Annotated in this window: 5 protein-coding genes and 2 pseudogenes; 2 read left to right on the top strand and 5 right to left on the bottom strand. The window is 65.1% G+C overall.

Features of this window, described 5'->3' with window-relative positions:
• Positions 1–277, bottom strand: a pseudogene (locus ACZ7GZ_RS41960) (hypothetical protein); the annotation flags it as partial.
• A 547-nt stretch (positions 278–824) separates the two neighbouring features.
• Here ACZ7GZ_RS41960 and ACZ7GZ_RS41965 point away from each other — a divergent pair.
• Positions 825–1745: a CAP domain-containing protein gene (locus tag ACZ7GZ_RS41965; RefSeq protein ID WP_360100602.1), complete on the top strand. Its 921-nt coding sequence runs from the start codon at positions 825–827 to the stop codon at positions 1743–1745.
• 313 nt (positions 1746–2058) lie between these two features.
• Here the strand turns inward: ACZ7GZ_RS41965 and ACZ7GZ_RS41970 are convergent, their stop codons facing one another.
• From ACZ7GZ_RS41970 to ACZ7GZ_RS41980, 3 genes are all read right to left on the bottom strand, one after another.
• On the bottom strand, positions 2059–2886 hold the full coding sequence (locus ACZ7GZ_RS41970) for an SAM-dependent methyltransferase (RefSeq protein WP_360100599.1): 828 nt from the start codon (positions 2884–2886) through the stop codon (positions 2059–2061).
• 83 nt (positions 2887–2969) lie between these two features.
• Positions 2970–3221, bottom strand: a complete 252-nt coding sequence (locus ACZ7GZ_RS41975) for a DUF397 domain-containing protein (protein ID WP_360100596.1) — start codon at positions 3219–3221, stop codon at positions 2970–2972.
• Complete coding sequence (locus tag ACZ7GZ_RS41980; protein WP_471032988.1) at positions 3218–4090, bottom strand: helix-turn-helix domain-containing protein; 873 nt, start codon at positions 4088–4090, stop codon at positions 3218–3220. The genes ACZ7GZ_RS41975 and ACZ7GZ_RS41980 overlap by 4 nt, the downstream gene beginning before the upstream one ends.
• Positions 4091–4462: 372 nt before the next feature.
• Here ACZ7GZ_RS41980 and ACZ7GZ_RS41985 point away from each other — a divergent pair, with 372 nt between their 5' ends.
• A complete protein-coding gene (locus ACZ7GZ_RS41985; RefSeq protein WP_471032990.1) occupies positions 4463–4852 on the top strand; it encodes an ATP-binding protein in 390 nt (129 codons plus the stop codon).
• A 189-nt stretch (positions 4853–5041) separates the two neighbouring features.
• Here ACZ7GZ_RS41985 and ACZ7GZ_RS41990 read toward each other — a convergent pair.
• Positions 5042–5272: pseudogene (locus ACZ7GZ_RS41990) on the bottom strand (ISAzo13-like element transposase-related protein); the annotation flags it as partial.
• Between the last annotated feature and the right edge of the window lie 701 nt (positions 5273–5973).

Consider the following 5973-nt stretch of genomic DNA (forward strand, 5'->3'; position numbering starts at 1 on the left):
ACTGCGGCGGGGTCTGCCCCGGCTGAAGCGGCTCCGGCTTGGCCGGCTGGTGCGGCTGCTTGCCCGTGAACGACGTGGAGCCGTCCCCGATCGGCCGCCGGTACTGGCGCGACTCATCATCCTCGCCGGAACGGCCATAGCCGGGATGGCCGTAGCCGGGATGGCCCGCAGGTTCTGTCCGGCCTGATGTCTTGGATGTACTGCAGCCCCCCAACTCACACCATGCCGCGGCTCCCGCGCCAAGGCCGAGCAGTCTTCTTCGAGTGATATCGCACATTTATTCTCGTCTGCTACATCGACGCACGGTCTCCTAACCAGAGGGCACGACGGATGCAGGTGTGACGCACAGAAGGCATAAGTGCACCATTTCGGGCTGCAGCATGTTCGCCCCCACGGATCGCGCCAGTCCGGGGAGCAGCGCCGCGGGGCACAGCACTGCCACTGGGCCAGCCTGAACATGCCACTCCATCAGGTCCATCAACTAACCGTTCGGCGAAGGATATTGACTGATCGTTAGCGGCATCTACGCAGGGCTCATGGGTGATTTGACGGCCGAGTGACACCTGTTACGTTTTCGTAATGCGCGATGGTCATATAACCTGCGGTTGTCTGCTCGGGGCCCACTCCCCTGGCGACGATGCCGCTGGACGGCAGGGTCGTGCGCTGGCCAACGCCCTGGCTTTTGGCGGATGCAATGCCTGCGTGTGCGTACTTCCCGGTCGAAGTAGCCGTGCGGAAAAGGGCTGACATCCGAGGAGCTGCACGAACCGCCAGGAACGTCCAATGCGGAATTGACTGTTCCCACTCAACCAGATGGAGGAAAAGTGACGGCACGTCACAAGAAGCCGAAAGAGCTGACCCCTATGCAGAAGCGAGCACTGAGGGCCGGTGCAATGGCCCCCGTTTCCGCCGGTTTCCTCTTAGCGGCCGCGACGGGAGCATTCGCCGACGGCTGCCCCGCATCGCGGACACAGCAGTCGGCACAGACAACCCAGCAGAACCAACAGGGCACGCAGATCAGCTCGAGCTCCACTAACCCCTCGGGCCAGCAGGAATGGCACGGCCGGCAGGGCGACTGGCAGGGCGACTGGCGGCTCGACGACAACGGACACTGGCAAGGACAGTGGACGCCCGTAAAGGGTGGGCAGACTCCTGGCACACCCACCACCGATGCGTCGAACCGACGGGAGTGGCACGGCCGGCAGGGTGACTGGCAGGGCGACTGGCGGCTCGACGACAACGGACACTGGCAAGGACAGTGGACGCCCGTAAAGAAGACGGACACCGCACCGCAGGGTAACCAGCAGCACGCGACGCCCACCAACACCACACCACAGGGTAACCAGCAGCATCACGCAGCGCCCACCAACGCCACCGTGGAACGCATACTCCAGCTCGTCAACAAGGAGCGGGCGGCAGCCGGCCTCCACCCGCTGACCCTCAACTCGCGGCTTAGTAAAGCCGCTCAGGCCCACTCAAACGAAATGGCTCGCACAAGCCTGTACTCCCACACCGGCCCCGACGGCTCGTCGCCCGGTGACCGCATCCAGAAGTCGGGCTACAGCTGGTCCATGTGGGCCGAGAACATACATCACAGGCAGGGTAGCCCCGAGACCATCATGGCCGACTGGATGCACAGTCCGGGTCACCGGGCGAACATCCTCAACCCCAGGCTCCGGGAAATAGGAATCGGAGTGGACTCCGGCGGTACCTACTGGACTCAGGACTTCGGCACCAGCAACTGAGGTTCCGCGAACTTCGCAAGTCCGCTGTAGCGCTGCACCGCGTGAGCGCGCCTTTCCGGCGCGCAGGACACGGCGCAGTCGCGACCCAGTCTGTACTTGCGGCGATATGAGACGGTCCCTCCCTGGAGGTTGTGGGGGAGGGACCGTTTCCGTGGTGCCGGCCCGACCCTCGACGATCCAGCGCCACCCTGACGAGCCGAAGTCAGTAGAGATCTCTAGGGGCCGTACCGACTCATCGATAAGCATCGGTCAGGCGGTCGCGGCCGAAGCGACCGCAGGTATGCATGGACGACCGTCCTGTGACGGCGGATGGCTACGGTTTGATCCCCACACCCGTCCACAGGCTGACCTGAGCATCCCTGGGCCGCTCTGCCTCGGTAGCATCTTCGCCCGGAGGGTCGGGGCGCCAGCGGTGGCCCACCGTGATGCCAGGGTCAAGCAGTTCCAGACCGTCGAAGAAGCGGGCGACGTCGTCGCGAGAGCGGAACTGCACTGGTGTTCCCGCGTTGGTGTAGATGTCGGTGACTTTCTGCCAGGTGGATGGATCGAAGTCAGGCGTGCAGTGGCTCAGCGCCAGGGCGCTGCCGGAGGGCAGGGCGTCGAGCAGACGGTTGACGATCCCGTACGGGTCCTGCTCGTCGGTGACGAAGTGCATCAGGGCGTTGAGGGACAGGGCCACCGGCTCGTTCACATTCAACACTTCTGAGAGCAACGGAGCGTTCAGCAGAGACTCCGGCTCGTTGACGTCAGCCTCGATGTATGTCGTGCGGCCCTGGGGCGTGCTGCGCATCAGGCGCTCGGCGTACTTCAGAACGAGGGGATCGTTGTCGGCGTAGACGACCTTGGCGTCAGGAACCACGGCCTGGGCCACCTGGTGCAGGTTCGGCTCGGTCGGGATGCCGGTGCCGATGTCCAGCCACTGACGGATGCCGTATTCCCGCGCGAGGACTCGAGTCGCCCGGTGCATGAAAGACCGGTTCTCTTGGGCACACATGAAGATACCGGGATAGGCCGCCGCGACGGCCTCGGCCGCCTGCTTGTCGACCTCGAAGTGATCCTTGCCGCCAAGGTAGTAGTCGTACATGCGTGCGGAATGGGGCCTGCTGGTGTCGATGTCCCGCGGGGCCGGAATGCTCATCATGTTCCCTTCAGTAGAGGTGTTGGCGTGCAGGGCGGGGTACGTCGGTCTCGGACGGCGCGATTCCTCCCGGGGCGAGCTGAAGTTCAGCCGGCCGTGAGGTGATCGGCAAGGCCTCTTTTGACTCCTTCGATGAACGCGCCGATCTCCTCTGGTGTGTAGATCAGCGCAGGTCCCGTTGGATCGGTCGACTGACGCAAGGCGATGCGGCCGTCGGCGAGTTGCTTCGCCTCCACGCACTGCCCACCATTGGGGCCGCTCCACGGGCACTCCCAGCCGTGCTCACCAAGGTCCGTTGCGGGCATGCCGTTGTAGACACTGCCGCGAGTGATGGTCATGAGTACTCCTTGCGCATGCGGTGCAACAGCGCCCTGCTGTCCACGGACGAGGTCAGCAGCGACATCCGGTTGTGTGCCTCCAGATGCGCGGCGACGTCCGAACGCTGGTCCAGGTACATGGAGGCGGTCAGGATCTCGCTGTAGACGACGTCGGGCAGCTCCGGCTCCCCGAACCGGAAATAGGTGAAGGGGGCACACGCGCCGACAGGGGCACCCGCGGAGAAGGGGACAATGTCGATACTGACGTGTTCCAGCTCCGAAACGTCGAGGAGCCGGTCGATCTGGGCCCGCATCACCTCCGCTCCACCGACGACGCGATGCAGGACGGCCTCCTCCATCACCACCCACAATGTGGGGGCGTCCTCTCTCTCCAGCAGTTGCTGTCGGCGCAGCCGCAGCTGGATGCGTCGCTCCAAGTCTTCCTCGGACTCATTCGGAAAGCCACCGCGCAGGACTGCACGCGCGTACGCGTACGTCTGGACGAGCCCCGGGACGTAGTGCGGCTCATAGGTGCGCAGAGTTCTGGCGCCGGTCTCCAGGCTGACGTAGGCGGAGAACCAGATGGGCAGCACATCGCGGTAGTCCTGCCACCAGCCGGGCTCGTTGGCCCGCTCGGCCAGGGCGACGAACTCGTCGATCTCCTGCCGATCGGCTCCATAGGTCTCCAGCAGCCTCTCCACGTACAGGGGTTTGAGAGCGACCTCGGCCTTTTCCAGGCGACGGATGGTCAGCGGCTTCACCCTCAGGACTCTGGCAGCGTCCTCCAACGACGCGTCAGCGCTTTGCCGCCTCTCCCGCAGGCGCCGACCGAGGATCATCCGAAGAACTGTAGGCGCACTGTTTCCCGCCGCCGAGCGACCCTCGTTCACACGACCAACCTTTCTGACTGACCGTCATCACAGGGAGTAAGACGGCGACTTGCTGATGACGCCAACCGGATATCACCTCGCTGAAATTATCAGGGAAGCGGTTGCAGCATGAAGTCGGCTGCGAGCATAGTTACGTGCGTGAGCGATCCCAGCCGCACATTCACCCTCATCGATGATCCGCTATCCCGACAGAGTTGATGTGGCAAACGTTCGATAAACGCAGACGAATTCGAACGCACCTGTCGGGAATGCCATTGCCGCGACTACGCAGCCTCGCGGCCCGGCCTCGGATGGAAGGCAACCGCCGTGTCCACGCATACGACTCACCAGCTCTTGGACGCCATGAGACCGGACCGGGCTCACTGGCTCGACTTGACGGCAGAACGGGCCAGTGTGGGAGCGGCCCGCCGCAGCGTCGGTGAACAACTTGACGCGTGGCGTCTGCCCGCAGAGCTGTGCGCGGACGCCGCCCTGCTCATGTCCGAGCTGGCCACCAATGCCGTGCTGCACACTCTGAGCGCACGGATCCTCTGCGGTATGGGACTCATGGCCGACGGTTTCCTCCACATCGAGGTTCATGACGACGATCCTGTGGTGCGCCACCTGTCCCGGAGCAGGCCCGGACCGGACGACGAGACCGGTCGGGGGCTGGTCATCGTGCAGGAGATCGCGGACAGATGGGGAGTCGAGCGGTCGGCGCGCACCAGGGGAAACGCGGTGTGGGCGAACCTACGGACCACCCTGATGGCTTTCGGGGGTTGATCGCGCGGTGGTCCCCCTAACGGGAGGCGGGGGCGACCAGCGAAAGCCCAACGCACCCACTCCGAGGACCTGCGCCCTGGCCAGGAGCACCTTCTGCCACCGCGTCACCCAGGTCGCAGAAGGTGCTGGCCTGTTCGCCGTGGAGGTATGCCGGTCGATCAGGCTGCCGTGTGCCGGCCGGTCAACTGGCTGCAGCAGGTCCCCGATCGTGTCCGCACTACCTTGTGCCCCTGGTGGGGAGCTCGGCCGCGAGGGTCTTGGCCGACTTCACCGTCCAGCGCAGCGACGACATCGGATCGCCGCGCCCGTCAGATTCCGTGCCACCAGCGCCAGCAGCGCGGGCCGCAGACCCGGATCAAGGTCGGCGGCCTGCTTGCGGCCAGCCACCAGCCTGCGTACCCGGCTCAGCTTCGCCCCTCCCGGCCCGTGCATGGTGCCGATGCGCAGCTCGGCAACGGCGCCACCACCCACAGGCAACACGCAAATGCAGGTGGCGAGCCGGTCCGGCTACGCCTCCCGAGCCGGCCGTACCAGCCCGCACGCCGTTGCTGTCGGTCTCCGCCACGATGAGGCTTCCGCCGGGGGCCCGGCGAGCGCCCTCGGCAGACGCAGCTGCGCTCCGAGGACGGGCACCTCGCAGTACGCCTCGACGATGGTGCCGATGGGATCAGGAAGCAGTGCTCCGACAAAGTGGCCGATCAGCGGAGAGTACTCGCTGACCTTGTTCACGACCTGGGCGTCCAGGTGAATCTCAAAGCCCCACCACTCCGTGTCGACGGACTGGTCGTGGCGTAGGCGGGCTCTGGGACGTTGACCGCACGCTTCGAAGCCCGGCCTTAAGCCGTGCCCCTCGGTCACTCCCAGGTCCCGCGTATGACCACTGTCAAGGGCCACGGACGCCGAAGACGGGTGTGCGGCGGTGAGACGAATGCGCCCAGGGCCACTCCACCAGGAGACCGAACATGCTCCTGACTTGTTGAATCGCTCACCGGTAGCGTGCCGCCGTCGGCCGGCACCCGCGCGGTGTGGGCTTGATCCGCTTTGGCGGACATCCGAGATCAGGGGTTCGGCCCCGGGAGGATGTCCATCATGGAGAGCATGAGGAAGAAGAAGCCTCGGTC

The sequence above is a fragment of the Streptomyces sp. NPDC037288 genome, from assembly GCF_055603265.1.

Bases quoted from the DNA above. Each gene is read 5' to 3' on its own strand.
- ACZ7GZ_RS41970 (WP_360100599.1), bottom strand. From the start codon at position 2,886: ATGATGAGCATTCCGGCCCCGCGGGACATCGACACCAGCAGGCCCCAT.
- ACZ7GZ_RS41975 (WP_360100596.1), bottom strand. From the start codon at position 3,221: ATGACCATCACTCGCGGCAGTGTCTACAACGGCATGCCCGCAACGGAC.